Below are 21853 nucleotides of genomic sequence, written 5' to 3'. Positions count from 1 at the left end.
GGACTAGCCATTGTTATCATGTTACGCCTTGCCTTGCTGTCCAAGCTAACGACTGAATAAAGCATCTCGATTGATAACGGGTATATATATTGAATATTTATTAAGCATTTATTTGTTGAGTATTTACAGCTTAATCTCTTATAGCTTAACAAGCATCTCTTAATAATTAACCTTTTAACAATTACTTAGGCTAATTAAACGTTCCAAGGATTACTTGGGTCATACTTAGGCTCTGCTTTATCAGTTTTTTTACTTGCCACTTTATTATCACGCATAGGATGTTTAGTGTCTTGTCTGCGTGATTGATGACTTTGGCGTTTCTCATTTTGTCGCTCTTGAAAAGCCGATGCTGCTTTAGCTTGTGACAACTCTATTGATTCAATGGTTAGTTTCATCGGAGATAAAGGTACAATACCATGGTCAAAACCACGCTCTCTCGGGTCTAAATGAAATTCTACATCATTAGGTTTAGGCATACGCTTAAAACGATATAAATAAAAGTTCTCTAACTTTAATCGTGCCCATTCCGTTTTTTGTAAAAATTTTAAACTACCTTTTATACTTGGGTTAACGTCAAAACATTTAAAACGGGTTGCTGCAAATAAGATTTTCCAACCATAAAATTCGACCAACTCTGTTAATAATGTTTCAGTTTTCAAACCATGAAGTGGGTTGTTTCTTTGTAATTCGGCAGACATTTTCTTTCCTAAGGGTATTTCAATAAATCGGTAGATAATATGAATGTTGGTAAGTTACCAGCTAAATGTAGGTTAGATAGTAAGCTCAACCTTAATAACATTATTGTTTTATTTTTACATTATAGCAATCATTTCAATTCAGCGTCATTGCTTCCATTATTCTTTGGGATGGTTACGATAACAACATACAAATTGATTAAATAATACCCTAACTATTAAGTTGGCCATTAAACTGATCATTTATCAATTTCATGTCTATATGTTCAATGCCATCTTCATCGTAAGGATCTGAACAAATAATAAACCCTAATGACTGATAAAAATTTTGTAAGTGAGATTGAGCAGATATTTTAATAGCTGGTGCTTGCATTTCATCTCTAATAAAATCAATCGCTTTGTGCATCAGTTGCTTAGCTAAGCCACTTTTACGTGCATTGGCAGATACTGCTACCCTACCAACCGCTACTTCTTGAAAAATAATACCAGCTGGAATAATTCGACAATAGGCGACTAAATCATCATTCTCTTCCGATATTAATAATATATGCACTGCCTGCTGGTCTAAATTATCAGTATCAGCATATAAACATTGCTGTTCAAGTATAAACACGTCTTGTCTAAGCTTTAATACTTGGTATAAACGATGTGCAGATAATTCTTTAAAAAACTTTAACTCCCAACTCAACATGATCTGTTCCCCTCTTTGCAATTATCATTTAATAACTTCGTCTTGATACAAAGCATCATTTAACACCCCATGGATTGCTTGGGTCATAAACAGGTTCATTCTTAATATTGTCTGCTTTCTCATAAATGCGGTATTTACATGCTATATCAACACGATCAATCATCGCATTAGTAATAGGTTTAGGTTCATCAGGCATCTGATCTTCAGGGATATTTCTGTCTCTAGGTGGCTTAGCCAGTAACTTGGGTTCTGGGTATGGATAGGCTTTGAATTCATACAGATAAAAGGTTTCAACTTTTTCACGTGCCCATTGATTGTTACGCAAAAATTTACAAGTAGATTTCATACCGGTATGGAAATTAAAACGATCTATCAATAGTGCCTCACTTAAGCCTGGCCAAGTGTAGTGTTCTGATATTTCGGTTAATAGTACTTCTAGCTTTAATCCATACAATGGATTATTTTGTTTTTTTACGGTCATGTTTTACTCTACTTTTATATTTGCCAGAGACTCTCAGCGGAACTTGATTTCACTGGCAATTTTAATTTATTAAGACAAAAAAGAATGTGCTGGATGATAATTCAATAGACTGTTGTGTACTGTCACGCCTTGATATTTAAGTTGATTGATGCGTTCTAAATATGCAGCACCAGTCAATAAATGTAATGCAACATCGACTGCATTTCGTTGTTGGTAATCGGCTAAATAACTGTCTTTTACCCAACTATTAAAGGCACCCAAACTCGGTCCAGCCCATATTTGATAGTCCATTTCACGTCCCTTTTCACCAATATTTGACCAGCGTGATGACAGACCTAAATACCAACGGAATATAAGTGCCATTTTTCGTTTTGGATCATGGTGCGCTCTGGCTAACATTTCTGGATCACGCTCATGAAAAAAGGCTTTGGTAATATCCCACACTTGATCTAGATTTTGTCTAAAAATTTGTTTTTCCACTTTCTCGCGTTCAATGGTAGGAATGGCTTCAATACTTGGGTAATTAGTGTAGAGCTCATAGAGTTTATTCGCTCGCATAGCAAACATTGAGCCACGCTTTACCACTTGTAGTTTAACCCCCATTTCAAACATATCCGCCGCAGGGGCCATGGTCACATCGGCCATCTCTACATTCGCTAATAATCTTCTTGTATGTTCCGAAGCGCCCGCTTCTACACAAGCTTGGTTAACAGAGCCAAGAACAATGTAAGCAGCACCCATATTAAATGCAGCTAAAGCAGATTCAGGGGTTCCTATTCCGCCTCCAGCACCAACACGCAGTGGCGTCATATAGTTATACTTTTCTTGTAACTGATCACGCTGTTTTATAATAGTTGGTAGGAGTGTTAAAAAAGGACGGTTGTCAGTGTGTCCACCAGAATCTGCTTCAGCGGTAATATCATCGGCCATAGGCACCTTCAGTGCAAGCTCCGCCTGTATTGCCGTTATTTTCCCTGCTGCGAGTAATTTTGTTAAAAACTTTTGCGGCGCAGGTGACATGAATCGTTCTGCAACTTCAGTGCGTGAAACTTTTGCAATAACTTTATTGTTAATAGCAATACTACCATCTGAATTTTGCGAAAGACCTGCGACGCGATAATGTACAATATGTTCAGTCAAAGCTAAAAACGCAGAAGCTTCTACAGTGTTAACACCTAATTTCAAAAACCGCTCTACCGCACCCGATTCAAGCGCTTGCTCGCTGGGAGAGTGAATTAAGTTAACCGCAAAAGGGCCATCAGGCAACGCACGTTGTATACGTTTAATGGACGCTTCGATGACATCAGGAATAAGTCCTGCAGCGCCAAATGAACATAAAAAACCAGCTTGACCTAATGCAATCACTAACTCTACTGATGCAATGCCATTGGCCATCGCGCCACCATGATAAGCATATTTTACACCATGCGCTTTTTTAAATTCAGCGGAACCAAGTTCTTCAGCTTTAATTGCTTGTGCAAACGCGAGTACCGGAAAAACAGAAGCTGATGAAGTATCTACTGCTGTATTTTCTTGATGACTCATTAACTGATGAGTGACCGCAATGTTATTATTTGATTTAGCTAAATACATCGGTTTACCAATCGCTAATAATGCATTTTTTAAGCTAACAGGGTCATCGGATAATGTTGAGGCAGCTACTTGCCAATTCCAATCAATTTGTTGTTTATTGATTTCAATAAGTGCTGCTTTGTAAGTTGCTTGTGTCATTATTTTTCTCTTTAAGCTTCAACGATACTCAGAACAATGTCTTTCACTTGATAGATACGCAAACCATCTTTTGATAAGTTAGCATCGCCTATTAAGCGCACTTCCGATGCACTAGTAATAATCTCTTTTAAGTGCACATCCAAGCTCATTTGTTTATTAAGTGGTGTAATTTGTCCGCGATATTTCCACGCAACCTTAGTTGTTGGCGCAATAAAACGAGGATTACTGAATTGCTTACCTAAATCATGGGTTAACGCATAACACTGTAACAACTCGATAATGGCTTCTACGCCTAAAGAGCCTGGCATTACAGGATCTTGATGGAAATGATAACGGAAGAACCAATCACTCGCATCAATGTGGCGTTGCCCATAAATGTAAGCTAATTGATGATCTCCACCACCTTCAACAATACTCACTGTATCAACAAAGTTTAATTGCCCACCAGCTAAACGATAATTTGGCTTCTGTGCAGATGAATTGAATAAACTCAGTGTATCATCTGTAAGATCAATCTGTGTAATATCAGTTGCCGCAATATTATACTCAACAAACCACGGTTGAGTTACTTGTCCGTTATCAATACCCAACTGATTAGTTAATGAGTCTGCACTGAAATAACCAAAGACCGCTCCACCACGGTATATTGTTTCTGCATCCACACTTAATTCAAAACTAAAGCTTTGAATGATTGCACCACCTGCCATGCTTGTTGATAACAACACAGATTTATTAACGATGGTTTTTCCAAGTAAATCGATCTGCTTAATGATCTCTCCATGACCGTCTAAATTGCGAAAATAGAGATCTTTTTCCGGGTATTTTAGGGTAGTCCCCATGTACGCAGAGATAAATCCGTTTGGTTGTAATGCAATCTCCATTAATAGCGAATAAGGCATCCAGTTTTCACAGCTATTTTTAGTGAAATACCAGGCATCTTCCGGAACCTCATATTCAGCAATACAGCTAGCAGGCGTTTTAAAGTCCATACGTTGACCTTGCACATCAACGACCTTAGTAACCACCTGTAAATCACCACAGGGCGTTCTTGGTGGTGTTCTGCCTTGATAAACATCAAAGTCTTGTCCAAAACACTGGCTAATGTTTCCCGTTGCAAATTCAAACAGATGCCAAGGCGTAAAAGGTAGCGTATCTGGTTGTCTATTCTGCCCTTCAAAATAAGGTGCTGCAAAATGTTGTATTGGCACGACACCTTTATTAGTCGGTACACTCAAGTCTGATTCAACACGCATCAGTGGTCGTGTTGTATTTAGAAACGGTTTGATACCTCGTTCATCGATACAGTGTTGATCAATACTATGTTGGTCAATACTGTGTTGATCAACACTGTATTTGCCTTGTTCAAATCCTAAAGCGGCATCACTTAGTGCAGAGGCTTCAACCAAGTGATTTATAGAAATATTATTTGCATTATTCACGCGATTTACATTGTTAGGAAGGGATACAGGATAAGGGCTTGTTTGATCTTGCTCTTTTATTTCCATACACAAATTTTTAAAATCGACGACAACTTTACCGTCCAAAATAATATCGATATTTGCTTTGATAAATGGACACGGTGACATTCCAATTTCAGTCACTTCCATTCTATAGGTCAGAGTATTAGTTTGAGGTCTAACTTGACCACGGCAACGCACCGTTTGCGCTTCACCGGCCATCGGTTGAAAACGTGCATTATTGACATGACTATTCATACCTAACCAGAGCATGAAGAACATTGCCATTTGGCCACAACCTTCAGACATTAACGAGCCAGCCATCACTTGGTCATCCTTAAAGTGGCAAGGGAAATACCAATGTTCAGGGTCTAATTGTTTTTGACCTTCTAGTAAACCGAGTCCCCAATGCCCCCCATTTTTATCAATTTTAGTGATTCGTTCAATCATTAAGAATTTTTCAGATGAGAACTTTAATGAAGGGTTACGCCCCTGTTGATCATAAGCATCACCAAAGCACCCTTTGATATCACCATGCACTAATTTTAACATCGATTGATAATCGTATTGTGTTTGAGTATTAGCAATTAAGGGGCTAAATGATGATTTTATTGCACTATCGTATTGTGCTTTGTCATTAGCTGTTGCAATCACCCCTTTTCCATCTGCTAGCTCCTCATCGGTGAAGAAACCAGCACAACCATTACGCATGATTAACACTTTTTTATCGCCAACAAAACAATCATAATGGAAGAAAAACAATAACTGCTCACCATTTTTAGCATAAGAATCAATATGAATTTCATAGCGCAAGGTTTCACCGCCAAAAGCCATCTCTTCTAAAAATGTTAATTCACAGTCTAATAAGCGGTATACACGCTCACCTTTGTTCTGAAAATCAATGCCAATATAAGAAATTAGCATAAGATCGCATTGTCCAGATTCTACGGATACAGACCAAGGTATTTGACCATCAATTAAAAAAGGTGCATCCAAAGGAATGTCATACTCGGTAAACATAGAAGATTTTTTATATTGATGCGTTTGTGCACTGAGTTCGGTAACTCGACTTACCAATAAATAATCCGTAGTCGGCAAACGTACTCTGCGTTTATAGCTATCAATAACGGCATACTGCTGACCAAATACATTACCAATATTACCTTCCGCAAACTCCACCAATTGCGCAGTATCAAAAACAATATTGGCAGGTTTATTATATTTGGGGATTAACTTCAAAGGTGGATAGTCATACCCACTTTGCCCCTGAATCGACAATAAACCAACTAGGTTTGTTGATGGCTGATTTGAATGACCTATAGGCTGCTCAACTGCCGTAATTTGCGCAGGATTAAATAATTCATTATTAGTCATCGGCATTTGCTCACCCATTACAAGCTGAGCCTGCAGCTTGATCAAGGTAGATATCTGCTTTTCAGCCATAAATCGAGCACGTAAGAATGCTTGATGAGTTTGGCTTTGTTGCTCAATTTCACTACTTACTTGGCTTGCGACTTTACTTACTACTGGCCTTACTACTTGACTATGCTGTTTTTGTTTCTCTGTTTCGCCAACAGTACTTTCAATTTTCCCTGTTGTTTTTTGTGTTTTTTCGGTCATCGTTTCAACATTATTTCTGCTATTAGCAGTATTGATGGAGGCATTTAAATGGGCCATTTCAGGGGCTTTAAACTGCCAATTAAAAGAGTGCTGTATTTGTTCAATGAGTGGATTGTTTTGTTGTTGGCAAATACTATCAAAAATTGATTTACCGCCTAAGGTTACCGTTTTAATTAATCCTGGCTTAGAAGGCTTACCTGCTTGCTTTGTTGTTTGCTTAGCCGATACCTTAGTAACAAGTTTAGTCGCGTTCACATTAGACATAATAAGATGGGCAATACTATTGTCCATACCTAATCCATTTATTGCAACATAACGACTTGGTGCAACAACATTATTTTGTTCGCCGTCTGTTTGTTTATTGTCCTTAACAGCAAATACACTTGCAATAAGGCTCGCCATACCAGATGCGTTATAACAATGCCCTACCTTTTGCTTGCTAGAAACAATAGAGGCACTTGCATAATGCTTAGTCAAAGCATGATGTTCATCTGTTAATTGTTGTTGATTACCAGCGGCAAAAGCTTCAACGTGGGTAATTTGTGCTGCACTGATCTGTGCTTTTGCTAATGTACGAGAAATAAGCTCAACATTACTCTGTGCATTGATATTAGGGGCAAAGTTAACAGCTTCAATATTTGCATAAACTGTATCAGATTCGTTCACTCGAGAGTCTGCGAGCTGCGAGTTATCACCTTCTAAATCCTTTACTTGTGCGGATACCTGAGCAGAATTTGCTTTAACAACAATAGCTCCTGCGCCTTCTCCGACTAACCACCGTAATTGTTGTTCAGAACGGGATTGTACTTGTGCATTTACAGCAACTCGATTTTCCATAGGATTCATTTCACTTGCACTAAAACGTTGCCTCAGTGAAATATTTTCGATACTTCCCGCTAAATCAACACTGGCAATAATAACCGCTTCGACCGCGCTCGTTTTAAATAAATTATCCGCAATATCAATGCATTTATACACCGAGTTTTCTTCACTAGAAACCGTAAAGGCAGGTCCACTAAAGTCCCATAATGCAGAGATTCTTGAAGCCATGATATTACCAATAAAACTAGTGTATTGGTTTAGCTGCGCCGGTTCGTTAATACTCTGTTTGCTGATAGCAATCAATTCGGCCAACTGCTGCTTGGTTAATTCAATCCCCTGTGCAGATAAACTTTGCTGAATTTGGCTGTGCAGATTAACACGTCCACGATATTGGTGTAGATCAAGCTCTAATCCCATAGCGACCAAAACAGCAACATTACTTCCTGGCGTTAAGTTAGCATCTTTAGCGGCATTGTCAGCCACCTTCATCATTAATAACTGTTGTGGTATCAAGCTATCTTGATCATTAGGCGGAATCTTAAAACGCAAAAAATCTATCTCAAATTCGCTGAGATAATTCCCTTTAGGGGGTTTTTGTAATCCCATTCGATTCAGTACTGATGCTTGTTTATCAATCCCTTGCCAACGTTTCTCCGGTAAATCGACAAAATTATTTTCGTTGCTATTTAATAACTGCTGATAATCGAATGCATTATCAACCGAACCAAAGTGGCAGTCTATTCCAACAATAGCAAGACTTTGTACAGGGTTGAGTTGATTTGTATTGTCTGTTTTTGGGCTATCACCTGCTTGCAACACTAAGTGAGCATTACTACCACCAAAACCAAACACACTAACACCTGCTGTATTTTGATGTTTATGATCTAATGAATGTGAGGTTTCAGGCCATCTTATATTTTGAGTCGGGATCTGTTGTGCTGAAAAGTAACTCTGTTTAGTCGCAATGGCATTATCAACATTAATGGTTGCAGGGATCATTTTCTCGTTAAGTGCATAAATAGCTTTTGTCATCGCAGGCATACCTGCAGCCGTTAATAAATGACCGAGGTTAGATTTTGCAGATCCAAGTAAAGGTTTATGATGATATTGACTAAAAAACTGTTCCATAGACGTTAATTCAACTTTATCGCCTTTAGGAGTCCCCGTTGCATGACATTCAATGTAATCAATTTCTCGTGGATCAATCTGCGCATCTTTATAGGCTTCTTGATAAGCTAATATTTGCCCTTTACTATTAGGACTAAGTACAAATTCACCTTTGCCATCATTGGTTAAAGCTCCGCCTTTGATCACAGCATGAATATGATCCCCGTCTTTAATGGCATCACTATGTCGCTTAAGTACCATCATGCCGGCACCTTGTGCAGCAAATAGCCCTTGTGAATCTTGATCAAAAGGAGCATGTCGATTATTTTCAGGAAAAGCTTGAAAGATTGAAAATCCCATGTTCACAAATAAAGAATCGGCAGCAGAAACCGCCCCCGCTAACATCATATTAGCTTTACCCGTTTGCAAATAATCACAGGCTAATTTCACGCTATAACATGATGAAGCACAAGCAGCATCCAAGGAAAAATAATTGCCACCGAGACCATTAACTTCAGCTAATAAAGCAGCGGGATAACCGGCCACAAGTGCATTATAAGGAGAAACGGTTTTAGTAGGTACAAAAGTAGACAGTTGAAACCTTGAATCAATCGTTTGCTGTAAGGCAAGCTCTACCACATCACGATATAACTCTAAAAAAAGATGATTAGATTGCTTGGTCGGGAAAGAAAGGTTACCTAGAATCAACCCACAATCTTTTAATTTTTCACTGTGCAAATACCCTGCATCCTGCAAAGCACGTTTAGTCACGTACAGCGACCATTGATGTAAATCATCTAGCTGGTTTAAATCATCGGCAGTTACTGCTTTTCTTCCATTTAATGACCGTTGATTAGTAATATATTCAGTACCATCAAAGTTAAAATCACGAATGTAACCGCCATATAAACAATAATATTTATCGCTTTCACCCTTGCGCCCTAGATATTCGTTTGGATTAACACCTAGTTCATGTTCAGTGATTGGCGTTCGATTATCTTGTTGCTTTAGTAATTGCTGCCAAAACTCCTCTGGTGCACTCGACCCTGGAAATAAATTAGCAATACCTACGATGGCGATGTTTTCCATAATTACTCTCTATGATACTGATACTAAAGCAGACAACTTCTTAACGGGTCGTATTAATGAACCACTAAAAAAAGGCTGTAAATGAATAGGATAACCAAGGCTCAACAAGGCTGCGATGGTTTTTAAAATGGCACTATGATCATCTAATTTATTTTGGTTAACTGATAAACAGGTAATTGGCTGAGTGCTATTTTTTAAAATGCGTTCAATCCAAGTACTCAGGGACTTACCCGCGCCCATCTCAATAAAGACCGTTTCACCTGATGCCGCTATTTTGTTTATTAATCGAGGAAAATCAACTAATTCCGTTAAACATTTACTAATACTCACGGCAATGGCTTTTTGCGTGATAGGTATCGGTAAATAACAAGAACTTGAAAATAGCTGGCAACTTAGTTTTTGTTTGATCGGTAAAGAATACAGCTGCAACATGTTTTCGTATTCGCTTTTTGCTAACTCACAGTGAATTATGTTGTGTACATTCAGAGCGATAGCACGCAAATTTAATCGTTTGGCTAATGCTAAACATTGTTCAGGCACACCAGCAATGACCAGGCTCTCTGGCGTATTGATAATAGTGATATAAACACTTGGGAATTCTTCAATAATGGATTCAACCTGCAAAAGCCCCGCTTTGATATGATAAGATTCCCACAAAGGTTGTTCTGAAGTTGGACTAACACTGCTTTTATCGATTTTGTTGTTGGTAGTATTGCTTGTTTTATTTGGTGTTTTATTTACTACAGTACAGCTACTCTGCTCAGTAAATTCAATTTTATCTAGGCTGTTTGTTTGAATGCTCTGTAAGCGTTTTAATGGACCAGATAACTGCTCAGTAAACACCTTGCTATTTCTGAAACGTTGGCTCATTAACTGTGGTGTTTGCCAGCAGTCTAGCGCAGCAAACATACTCACTTCTCCCATGCTATAACCCGCAGCACTGGTCGCTTTTAAACCAAGTTGTTGCTGAAAAATATTAGTTAATAAACACGCATAACTAACGCCTGCCTCAGCAATATTCGCTAATTCTGCACGCAACGACTTTTCTAGCGCTAAGGACATATTAAAATCAACTTCATCTATCAAGCGTGGCGTGAGCAACGCATCTTGTAAGCTATGTGCAAGATCATCACTGAGCATGGATAATGATTGCCAACACTGAGGAAATAAACGCAGTAAATCTTTGCCCATATTGACGTATAATGCGCCCACACCAGGGTAGATAAAACTAAGTGGTTTTGGCGTTTTAAAGGTACTCACTGCTTGCCCACTAAAATAGCTACCAACAGGTGTCTTCCAAGGTTTTTTATTTTGCTTGGCAACGCTAACACCGGCGATGGCTAATTGTATTTGTTCCACTAATGTTATAAATGAAGACGCTAACAGCACGACACAAAACTGCGCCTGAGTATCTCCACCCATCGCGAATCTAGCATTGATTTGGTTATTATCTTGAGCATCCACTTGAGCATTAATCGAATAAGTTAAATTATTTTTTTGCTTAACAAATTCAACAAATGACAATGTTTGACTTGCAGAAATCATATCCATTACATGCAGTAATGTTTGCTTTAAAAGCTTTAATAATAATTGCATCTTTGAAGCACGAAAAATCACTGGTTTTAACGCTTGTTGAGCTAAAAAACCGTTATTTACGTTAAAACTATCACCTTCTTTTATGCTTGCTGCGGACACACTAATTAATTCAAGCAGCCCATTAATATAAGTATTGTTGTCAATATTTTTAGCATCAGCATTATTAGCGTCTTTCGTCGAATCTTTTACATGGCCGATATGGCTTACAATCACTCGACGAGGTCTAGTATTAGCTCCCTCGTTTGCTTTATCACTTAAATAACTGTTCGAATGGGCTAGATAGTAAAAAGGTGAATGTTGCCAATCGGTTATAGACGGTGTTTCATTATCAGCTTGCTTTGCCCCCTGCTTTTTATTTTTCTTTTGAATCAAGCTTTGCTTACAACCTAAACGATAGCGCTGATCTAAACATAATATAGCGGCAAGCAGTGACACTAACGCAGTGAAATTTACCGAATCAGTCCTAATACACTCTACTGCCGTTAATAATGTTGTCTTAGCTTGATCTTTTTTTTGTCCAGATGATGCTTGAATTTGTTGTTCAGATAAACATTGAAAGGCATTTAGCCAACTGCCTTGATGCTGATGCCGGTAAACTTTGTTTTGTTCACTTGTACAACCTTCAGCTACAGATTCACCAGTGAGTATAGATTCAACCTGGGCAGGATTAATATCATTAGTCGATAAAAAATCTTGTATATGTTCACTCACTTCATCATTACAAGAAGTTTTTGTATAATTCAAAGCAGAAAATGCATTAATTTCAGCATAACAATGACATAAGTGAAATTGCGATAGTGGTTGTTCAAGTAAAGCTTTATCGCAAACTAATAATGCAGCAACACCATCTAAATATTGTTGATTAATAGAAAGGATGATGGATGCTTTATTGCTTAAAGTGCTGATATTTGATTTTACAGTACGAGAATAGCTAAGCTTGTCGTTGTTTGTAGCAACAAAGCTTACTTCTTGCGCCTTTTTCAATGCCTCTGTGATCGAAAAAACAGTACTAACAGCAAAAAAATTAGTACTGGATTCAGTATTGGATAGTAATGGCTGAAAAACAGATAAATTGTCTTCATCTACAATCAATAAGTGAATATCATTGCCAGATAAATGATTTACCGTTAATAACTGCTCAACAACCCTTTCGGCATCAGTTAAAACAGGCCCGTAATGGTCCTGCTTTACTAATGGAATAGATTGATTTCTGTATAGGTGGTAATCGAATGCATCAATATCTTTTACTGATGCAAAACTCCCCCCTAGACCGATCACAGCAAGCATTATTAAGCGCTAGCCTTAAATAACTCACGTAAACTTGCGCTACAGGTGACTTCTGCTGAGCTTATTTTACTAATCACTCGATTATTTTGATCAATCAATAAAAGATCGCCAATCACCGACTGTCCCGATTGTTTAGTGATCGTCAATTTTATAAAGAAATCTTCACCTACTTTTACATCTCGAAATAACTGCCATTGCTCAGTGCTCGTTGGCAAACTACCGGCATCCATTATTTTACTTGTCCACACTAACAGAGCTTGATATACCAGATCATTGGCTAACACATTATTGTCAGCTAATAAAAATTCACCTTGTGCAGACAGCGCTGAAGGTTCAATAACACATTCGATTAATAAACCAGATTCATCTAATTGATGGACATGTTTAATACCCTGTAAACTCTCACCATGGAATAAACTACCGTCTGAATACAAAGCGTTAGCTTGTGCAGACTGCTTGCTTACTCGCTGCGGTAAAATACCTTGATACATTATTTGCTCCGCATTTTGTTGATAACCAGGTTTAATCAAATTCAATACGGCACGATAATGATAAAATGATTTAGTGGGTTCTTTTTCACTACTAACCACTACTTCAATAGCAATGGATGAATCAGACTCACTGATCACGGTTGTATTAATCAAGTAATGTATCGATTGTTTACCATCAAAAACAACACCTTTTAACAACTTAAAGTGTTCAATACTTTGATAAGAATAATCAGGATACAAGGCTTCACAAGTTGAACGCATCCAAGCCATCGCGCACACAGTCGGTAATACTTGCTGACCATCAATTTTATGATCTGCAATCAATAAACTATTATCGGGATTAAAGGTTTTTGTCACGACTTTGTTAACACCGATTAATGTTTGATTATTCCCCTCTAACGCCCATTCTTGAGTAGACAAATTATGCTTAGCAGCCGTATCATTCGTATCTAAAGCATCATGATTACCAGACATATCAGTACCGACTACAATTTGCACACAACGATTGCTATTAGCCGCCAACTCGCTGGCCAGTAATGTAGCCCCCGATTGAATAGGAATAATGTATACACCACGCTCGTCGAACATACGTTTCAACTCTGCTGTAACCATACCACCATTCCAAGGTCCCCAATTGAAACTAAGCACCTGCGCCGCTGGATATAAATCTTTAAAACGGTAAGCTGCTTTATTAAGGATTTCATTCGCAATCGCGTAATCAGACTGACCAGGGTTACCATAAAAGCCCGCTGCAGAAGAAAATAACACTAAATGTTGTAATGTGCTTAACTCACAACAAGCTAACAATGCATTCAACCCTTGAATTTTAGTGTTATATACCTGATCAAATTCGACTAATGTTTTTTGTTCAATAAATTTATCTGCTAGTACACCGGCGCCATGTATAACACCTGTAATCGGCCCCCACAAATCACAAATTGGTTGAATCACTGCTTTAAGGTTTTCTTGGTCGCAAACATCCGCGCTAACGTATTCAGCAATACCTCCGAAAGCTTCAATGCTCTGTAAGGTTTGTGTTATTTCTCGATTAGCGAGTACCGGCCCAATCAACTGTTTAATCAACTTAGGGCTTGGTTTTTCACCTGTATTGAGCAAATGTTTCATAGCAGCTTTTTTTAATTCGCTCTCAGTTGCATAACTAAGTGACCAATCATCTTCTTTAGCCTGATAACTTGAGCGCCCTAGTAAAATAAATTTACACTGGTATTGTTTAGCAATTTCAATGACACAATGTGCTGTCACTCCTTTAGCACCGCCACTCACTAAGAAAACACTATTCTCATCTAACTTATTATCACTTTGTAATTGATAACTGTCGGTACTTTTAGCGACTAGTGAAAGGCGCCCCTGTTCATTAAAGCCAACTTCAACCGGTAATATTTGTTTGTCATTGAGTTCACCGACAACTATCTTGGCAACTTTATTAGCGGCATATTTACTAGGAATATCAACAATACGGCAAAACACATTATCCCACTCATGGGCGATTGTTTTCACTAATCCAGCTAATCCACCTTGCACAAGATCCGCTTTTTGTTCGATATTATTCGTTGCAAAATCACCACCTTGGCGTGTTAACACCAAAAATGATACACGGTCATCGTTATTTATTTTGTTAAGTTTACTTAACTTCGCTAACAGAAAGGCTAACTGTAATCCTTTTTTATGATCCTCTGTAAAGCTAATCCCTTCAACTGCTGTTTTAGGATGCAGATAAATAACCGACTGCCACTGTTCCTTTGATTCTAATAATGTGTGTAATGTGTTTTCACAAAGTTCAGGTAAAACCAAACGCTCAATGTTCTGATCAAAGGACTTAGTCATTTTCTCTACCACCCAAGCAGGTGTCAGGACACTAACATTCCAACCTAATGTAGATAACTCATTGGCAATCAATACACAGCTATTTAAACCATCATTAACTAATAGAAGATTCTTGTTATCAACACTTGAGTTAATACACTCAAGTGTTGCAAGCTTTTTTATTTCTACCGTCGCACTAGGAGACGGATCAATAACATAATTGATTTCCAAATTATTTTCTGTCGCCGCATTTTCTAAAACCAATGGTTTTTCAGGGCTAATTTCTGCATTTAAAATTGGCAATACTATCGCACTCGATTGAACGCTATGCATGTATTGTATAATTTCATCTAAGGTACGCATTTGTGATAATTGCTCTGCATCTAACTCCGGTAAGTCAGTTATCTCATCCTGCACAGCCCCTAGAATTTCTACACGTTTGATAGAATCAATACCTAAGTCAGCTTCCATATCCATGGTTAATTCCAGCATTTCAACGGGATAGCCGGTTTTATCAGCGACCACATTTAACATGACTTTTTCAATATCATTGAGGTTCAAGGAATTATTACTGGTAGCTTTCGCTGTTTCAACTTGTGTGGCAATAACAACTGGTGTTGAAACTACAACGTTAGTTATTGGGTTTACTGTCACCACTGAATGCATATAATTCACAATTTCAGCTAAAGTACGCATTTGCGATAACTGTTCAGCATCTAACTCTGGCAAATCAACAATTTCATCTTGCACCGCGCCTAAGATCTCAACTCGCTTGATTGAATCAATGCCGAGATCCGCTTCCATATCCATGGTTAGTTCTAGCATTTCTGTTGGGTAGCCGGTTTTATCCGCTACCACGCTAAGCATGACTTTTTCAATATCATTAAGGTTCAAGGAATTTTTGCTGGTAACTCTAGCTATTTCTACTGGTGTGGCAGTAACAACTGGCGTCGAAGCTACGACGTCAACCACTGGGTTTACTATCACCACTGAATGCATATAATTCACAATTTCAGCTAAAGTACGCATTTGAGATAACTGTTCAGCATCTAACTCTGGCAAATCAACAATTTCATCTTGCACCGCGCCTAAGATCTCTACACGCTTGATTGAGTCAATGCCTAGATCCGCTTCCATATCCATGGTTAATTCAAGCATTTCAACGGGATAGCCGGTTTTGTCCGCCACTACACTAAGCATGACTGTTTCAATATCATTGAGGTTCAAAGCGTTATTGTTAGCAACTTTTTCTGTTTCGAGCTGTATTGCAGTAGCCGAAGCAACGACCTCACTCATTGGATTTACCATCACCCCTGAATGCATATAAGCAACAATTTCATCTAGGGTACGCATTTGAGATAATTGCTCAGCATCTAACTCTGGTAAATCAGCTATTTCATCCTGTACAGCCCCTAAGATCTCAACACGCTTGATTGAATCAATGCCAAGATCTGCTTCCATATCCATGCTCAGTTCTAGCATTTCTGTTGGGTAACCGGTTTTATCCGCCACCACGTTAAGCATCACTTTTTCAATATCATTGAGATTCAGGGAAGTATTGTTATCAACTTTCGCTGTTTCGACCTGTATTGCAGTAGCCGAAGCAACGATCTCTCTCATTGGATTTACTACCACCACTGAGTGCATATAGTTGACAATTTCCGCTAGGGTACGCATTTGTGATAACTGCTCAGCATCTAACTCTGGTAAATCAGCTATTTCATCCTGTACAGCCCCTAAGATCTCAACACGCTTGATTGAATCAATGCCAAGATCTGCTTCCATATCCATGCTCAGTTCTAGCATTTCTGTTGGGTAACCGGTTTTATCCGCCACCACGTTAAGCATCACTTTTTCAATATCATTGAGATTCAAGGAAGTATTGTTATCAACTTTCGCTGTTTCGACCTGTATTGCAGTAGCCGAAGCAACGATCTCTCTCATTGGATTTACTACCACCACTGAGTGCATATAGTTAACAATTTCCGCTAGGGTACGCATTTGTGATAACTGCTCAGCATCTAATTCCGGTAAGTCAGTGACCTGATCTTGCACTGCGCCTAAGATCTCAACACGTTTAATTGAATCAATGCCCAGATCTGCTTCCATATCCATGCTTAGCTCTAACATTTCAGTGGGATAACCGGTTTTGTCAGCGACTACATTCAACATAATGCTTTCAATAGCTTGAGCATCCGCCTTTGTCTCAGTGACTGCTATTACGTTGGCAGGTTGTTTAACTTGCTGAGACTGAATCGTTGCATGTGTTACTTTTAGTTGTTGTTGTAAATCAAGATCATTGGCTGTGCTGAAATTTGTATTAACATTTGCCGCAACACTTTCCTTTTGACTACTTTGGAATTGATTAGCTTGCATTTCAGGTTGAAACTTATCAGTAGACCTTGCCGTTGCCGAGTCTGTTACGTTAGACATAGAACTTTTTAAGTTAGATACAGAGTTTGTTGTTCTGTTTTCACTCACTTCAACCGCCGACACATTATTCAACATTTGCTGCATATTGTCGGTTTGATTGTTTAAATAAGTTTCGTGTACACGCAACGTTTCCGTCTGGAAGTCATGGTACATAGCAAGTGTTTTATCTAACCCTTCAGGTAATTTTTGTTGCCCTGCTTGCGCAGCTAGTACTGTTTTAAACATATCCGCGTATTGATTCGGCCCTTCTAAATAAGCTTGGTGCACAGATAGAAGTTGCGATTGATGTTTAACAAACTGCTCTACGCTGCTTTCAATACTAGAAGCTAATTGTTGCTGATTATTACTAATGCTATTAATAGCATTAGTAGCTAAATGAGCACTAGCTTGGTCTTGAATATTGGCGGCCGATTGATCAGTTAAACGCTTACCTTGACTGTCTACGTAGATTATTTTTTCGACAATCTTTTCAACTATTTTTTCAACAATAACTTCTTTAATTTGTGGTTCAGACACAGGTACTGCCTGTGCTACTTTCCAACCATCTGTTAATTCATCTTGGAAGGCTTTTTTAGTTTTATTGCTGACATAAGATGCACCAGAAAGCTTCATTGCTAGTGGTGACTTTTTAGGTGCTATTGTAGGGCGTACTACCGCAGAGTATGGGTCAATATTATCCAGTTCAAGTCCAAGCACTGCCATTTGCACGGCAGCTAAGCGTAATTGTAAATCTGAACACTGCTTAGGATTGTTATTGGTTGCAATGGTTACGACATCATTTTTATCGCCTAAAATGTTATCAACTAATCGTGTTAATACATTTTTAGGACCAAACTCAACAAATATGCGCCCACCAGCATCATACAAATTATTAATCTCTTTACTGAATTGTACTGACTGTAAAATATGTTCTTTTAGTGCAGACTTGATCTGATTATGATCATCACTGTGCGCTTCACCCGTCGCATTTGAATACACTGCGATCTTAGGTTTGTTAAACTTAACCCCATCAATAGCTTCAGCAAAAGGTTGCTGCGCGTGGCCTACTAGCGGTGTATGAAATGCAGCAGAAACCGGTAATGCGATGACTTTAAAACCACTGTCAGTTAATTGCGTTGTCGCGATTGCTATCGCGTCGGTTGTACCTGCAATAACAGCTTGATTATTTGCGTTATAATTGGCAATTCCCACCCCTTCAATCGCTTCAATGTTTGATTCAATATCGCTTATATTTCCAATCACTGCCGCCATAGTGCCAGGGTCAAATGCTTCACTATTTTGTGTATTGTTATCAGGTGCCGACATAGCTTGCCCGCGCGCCTTTGCTAATTTCATAAAGTCAGCTTCAGATATAACCTCTGCAGCCCATAATGCAGTCAACTCACCAAAACTATGTCCTGCGGCAAAATCTGCTTTAAATCCTGCTTGTTTAAAGGTATTGAATAAACCAACAGATAAGCTACCAATGGCAGGTTGTGCGTATTGTGTCGCTCTTAACGCTAATTCCTGTTGATCGCGTTTTTGCTGATCAAATACGGGAATAGGATACACAAACTGAGATAAACTAGTCTCACCTGCTTGATGGAATTGCTGGTCAATGTGCACTTGGCTAGCCATCATGCTTGGAAAATGACAAACCAACTCACGGCCCATATTGACATACTGAGAACCTTGACCAGAGAATAAAGCCACTACTTTGCCATTAGTTGGCATCGCCTGCTCACGATAATAAAGGCCAGCTGGTGTTGACCATTCACTATTTTGATCAGTGTTTAATTGAGTGACTAGCTGTTGCAACAGCTTAATTGTTTGCTCAACTCCATTGGCGACAAAACCACAGCGTGCTTGTTTTTCTGCTACTTTCTTAATCGGATACGAAAGGATCAACTGATTAAGCGCATAGGGTTGTTGTTCAGGGTCTACCTGCAAAGAAGCTAATTCAGTTTTTAATGTGTTAATTAAAGACTGTTTATTATCGGCAGCAAATAACAACGTCTGTGCAACTTCATTTAATCGATATGCACCTTGTTGGTTTTGTGTGTATTCTTCTAACACTAAATGAAAATTCGTGCCGCCAAAGCCAAATGAGCTAATACCCGCTTGACGCTTAGCGCCATCAGCTCGTTGCATCCAAGGTCTAGTTTCAGTATTGATATACAAAGGTGTATTTTCAATATCTAAATTTTGATTTGGTTTATCTACATTAATAGTGGCTGGTAACACCTTATGATGTAAAGCGAGTGATGCTTTGATTAAACCCGCCGCGCCTGCAGCCGCTTTAGTATGTCCCACTTGAGACTTAACAGAACCAAGGGCAACGTGCTGTTTTTGATCGTTATTTTCACTAAATAATAACTCTAAGCCTCTAAACTCTGCTGCATCGCCCGCTTTAGTGCCAGTGCCATGAGCTTCAATTAAGCCACAGGTTTTTGGGTCAAAACCGGCATCTTGATAGGCGCGTTTTAATGCTTTTAATTGTCCTTCTGGACGAGGAGCATAAATAGATTTAAATTTACCATCGGATGAACTACCAATACCTTTAATAACAGAATAAATTCGGTCACCGTCACGTTCAGCATCTTCTAAACGTTTTAGAGCGATCATCCCTACCCCTTCACCGATCATCATTCCGTTCGATTTATCATCAAAAGGACGAATACAATCTCCGTCGGTAAAAGCAGGAGTTTTAGAAAATGACATGTACATGAATGGTGAGTTATCGCAGCAAATACCACCTGATAACATCATATCTGAGCGGTATTCTAATAAATCTGAAACCGCCATTTTGATCGCAGATAAAGAACCCGCACAAGCAGCATCAACCACACAGTTAGTACCACCAAAATTAAAACGATTCGCGATACGGCCAGCAATAACGTTACCTAACATACCGGGGAACGAATTTTCTTCCCAGGGAATATAAGCCTTCTTAAATTTGTCCACGATAACTTGCGTATCATCTGGACTAAGGCCTGAAGCTTTTAAAACTTTCTCAAGTACGGGGCCTTGTAGACGAGACATTAATTGTCCGCCTTGTTTTTGGCCGCCACCTACTCCTAATACAATGCCCATTTTATCACGGTCAAAACTACTTTCTTCACTGACACCGGCATCAGCTAATACATCACGCGCAACCACTAAAGCCATTAACTGTGTAATATCTGTTAATTCTAATAAGTTCGGTGGTAAACCAAATTCCATTGGATCAAAATCAATCTCGGGTAAAAAAGCGCCGCGTTTACAATAACTTTTATCCGCTTCTTTTTTATCGGCAGAATAATAATCATCGATAGCCCATCTGTCCTCAGGCACATCTTGAATGCCATTCACAGAATTAACGATAGTATCCCAAAATTGTCCAAGATTTTTACTCTCAGCAAAAACCGAAGCCATACCAACAATTGCAATCGGCGTTTCTTGCAAGCGAGAGTTGAGTCGCTTATCCGACGCTGGGTTTGTGGTTTGCTTTTTTGACATTATTTTCTCCAATAGCATTACTATTAATTTGCTAAGTGTTTACTGTTCGCTTAACAAATGAAATCGGCTTAAAAATTCATTATAATTTGCCGCTAATAAACGGCGGATATGGAACGGCGCATGGCGCAAAACATACTTCATATAGCGTCTTGCGGCATCGGCTTCATCGTCTTGATATAAATCTACATATACCCATTCACTCTCTAGGTCATGTGCAATTAACAAACGCGGTTGGTTATCTTGATTGGCAATATTTTTTTGCTTTGTTTTATTCAATGATTTATTTAATGTTCTATTCGCTGCATTATTCGATTTTGTATCAAGATCAGGCAAGGTTGTCACACTCACTTGCACTACATCTGAATAGCTTAAATGACGAGTATTTGAATTTCTTGCTTGATCTGCCAGTTTACTGCTTTTTAGGCTGTCGGCATCTTCCAAGCGTAATTGATTTAATACATCCAACATAGCCTGAGGGTTAACCACAGAACTCATCACTTCATCTGAGTTATTGTCTTGAATCGCAACGGTGACTTGCTGTTCTAACTTAATTAATTCACCAGCAGGATCGATATCAGCTAATTTAGAAACACCATGGCGTTTTAAACATCGCTGTAATCCAGCACGAGAAGTGTTTTCATTAATGAATTGGCGACAGACTTGTAACAGATGATCAAGCGACAACATTAATCTAGTACGTAATTGCACTACGATATATTGTTGTTGCAAGGTAAGTGTTGTTTTTGAGTTTTTTGGGACATGTGAAGCATCTTCAAGCGTATCGCGTTGACGCCATTTACGTACCGTAGATTCAGATATTTTCAGAAGACGAGCTAATACCGCCGTAGGCAGTTCTGATGCTCGAATAAAAGCTCGGATTTCAGGCGTAGTAGTAGCGTTTTTATGCTGTTTGGCGCTCAATAGATGATTCACTAAAACGAAAAAGTATCGCTAATATACACAGGTATCACCCCCTATACAATCAACCGATACTTATAATTGTTTATAGTCTGTGCAAACACACAATTTTTTATCGAGATCACAGAATTGTT

Annotated in this window: 7 protein-coding genes and 1 pseudogene; all 8 read right to left on the bottom strand. The window is 38.7% G+C overall.

From position 1 onward, the window contains the following. Positions 1–326 precede the first annotated feature (326 nt). Positions 327–698 (bottom strand): annotated as a pseudogene (locus MT390_RS06450) (VF530 family protein); the annotation flags it as partial. Positions 699–906: 208 nt separating this feature from the next. Next, complete coding sequence (locus tag MT390_RS06445) at positions 907–1386, bottom strand: GNAT family N-acetyltransferase (protein WP_499440216.1); 480 nt, start codon at positions 1384–1386, stop codon at positions 907–909. 55 nt (positions 1387–1441) lie between these two features. Further along, complete coding sequence (locus MT390_RS06440; RefSeq protein ID WP_499440214.1) at positions 1442–1867, bottom strand: VF530 family DNA-binding protein; 426 nt, start codon at positions 1865–1867, stop codon at positions 1442–1444. Positions 1868–1936: 69 nt separating this feature from the next. Continuing rightward, entirely contained in the window at positions 1937–3598 is a 1662-nt protein-coding gene (locus MT390_RS06435; protein WP_499440212.1) for a PfaD family polyunsaturated fatty acid/polyketide biosynthesis protein, read from the bottom strand. Between the two features lie 11 nt (positions 3599–3609). Further along, on the bottom strand, positions 3610–9693 hold the full coding sequence (locus MT390_RS06430) for a hotdog fold thioesterase (protein ID WP_499440211.1): 6084 nt from the start codon (positions 9691–9693) through the stop codon (positions 3610–3612). Positions 9694–9702: 9 nt separating this feature from the next. Beyond that, positions 9703–12576, bottom strand: coding sequence for a hypothetical protein (locus MT390_RS06425; RefSeq protein ID WP_499440210.1), 2874 nt, complete (start codon positions 12574–12576; stop codon positions 9703–9705). A gap of 2 nt (positions 12577–12578) precedes the next feature. Then, positions 12579–20801 carry an SDR family NAD(P)-dependent oxidoreductase gene (locus MT390_RS06420; RefSeq protein ID WP_499440208.1) on the bottom strand — a complete coding sequence of 2741 codons (8223 nt, stop codon included), beginning with the start codon at positions 20799–20801 and terminating at the stop codon, positions 12579–12581. 39 nt (positions 20802–20840) lie between these two features. After that, entirely contained in the window at positions 20841–21722 is an 882-nt protein-coding gene (locus MT390_RS06415) for a transposase family protein (RefSeq protein ID WP_499440206.1), read from the bottom strand. Positions 21723–21853: the final 131 nt, after the last annotated feature.

The organism is Vibrio sp. 2-Bac 85 (genome assembly GCF_037546705.1).
Lineage (GTDB): Bacteria > Pseudomonadota > Gammaproteobacteria > Enterobacterales > Psychromonadaceae > Psychromonas.
The sequence above is the reverse complement of the archived record's forward strand: the minus strand, read 5'-3'. Positions and strand labels throughout refer to the sequence as shown.

Bases quoted from the DNA above. Each gene is read 5' to 3' on its own strand.
- MT390_RS06425 (WP_499440210.1), bottom strand. From the start codon at position 12,576: ATGCTTGCTGTGATCGGTCTAGGGGGGAGTTTTGCATCAGTAAAAGAT.
- MT390_RS06440 (WP_499440214.1), bottom strand. From the start codon at position 1,867: ATGACCGTAAAAAAACAAAATAATCCATTGTATGGATTAAAGCTAGAA.
- MT390_RS06430 (WP_499440211.1), bottom strand. From the start codon at position 9,693: ATGGAAAACATCGCCATCGTAGGTATTGCTAATTTATTTCCAGGGTCG.
- MT390_RS06445 (WP_499440216.1), bottom strand. From the start codon at position 1,386: ATGTTGAGTTGGGAGTTAAAGTTTTTTAAAGAATTATCTGCACATCGT.
- MT390_RS06420 (WP_499440208.1), bottom strand. From the start codon at position 20,801: ATGTCAAAAAAGCAAACCACAAACCCAGCGTCGGATAAGCGACTCAAC.
- MT390_RS06435 (WP_499440212.1), bottom strand. From the start codon at position 3,598: ATGACACAAGCAACTTACAAAGCAGCACTTATTGAAATCAATAAACAA.